Source organism: Lactobacillus sp. UMNPBX15, from assembly GCF_002553785.1.
In the GTDB taxonomy this organism is placed as follows: Bacteria; Bacillota; Bacilli; order Lactobacillales; family Lactobacillaceae; genus Lactobacillus; species Lactobacillus crispatus.
On the sequence record NZ_PCYV01000113.1, the window covers coordinates 1 to 365 of the forward strand.

General features: G+C 39.2%; 1 protein-coding gene and 1 pseudogene. Both read right to left on the bottom strand.

The annotated features are described in order from the left end of the window. Positions 1-145, bottom strand: a pseudogene (locus CP366_RS10520) (serine hydrolase family protein); the annotation flags it as partial. A gap of 11 nt (positions 146-156) precedes the next feature. After that, on the bottom strand, positions 157-365 hold a 209-nt coding region (locus tag CP366_RS10525; RefSeq protein ID WP_199162874.1), incomplete at its 5' end, for a phosphate-starvation-inducible PsiE family protein.

Below are 365 nucleotides of genomic sequence, written 5' to 3' on the forward strand. Positions count from 1 at the left end.
GATCCCATTCAGCTTGTTGGGGATTAAAGGGATTTGGTAGCCATATCCGATCAAGGGTAATTACTGGTTTTGCTTCTTCTTCGAGCCATGGAAACCAGTCATCATCACGGGTAGACGTACCATGAATTAAGTATGCGTTCTTCATTATTAAGACTCCTATTTCATAAAGTGTTTCAATATTACCATGCCGATGATTAACAATAAAATGGCAATCGAATTAGTAAGAATTTCATACGGCTGACCGTGGGCGGCAATTAGTCCCCGGATTAAAGCCATAATTCCTAAGCTTAATAGGAAATCGACCGCAATTCGGCCATGATGTTTTAGCACGGCAATTATCATTGTCATAAATGAAAAGAAAAAAG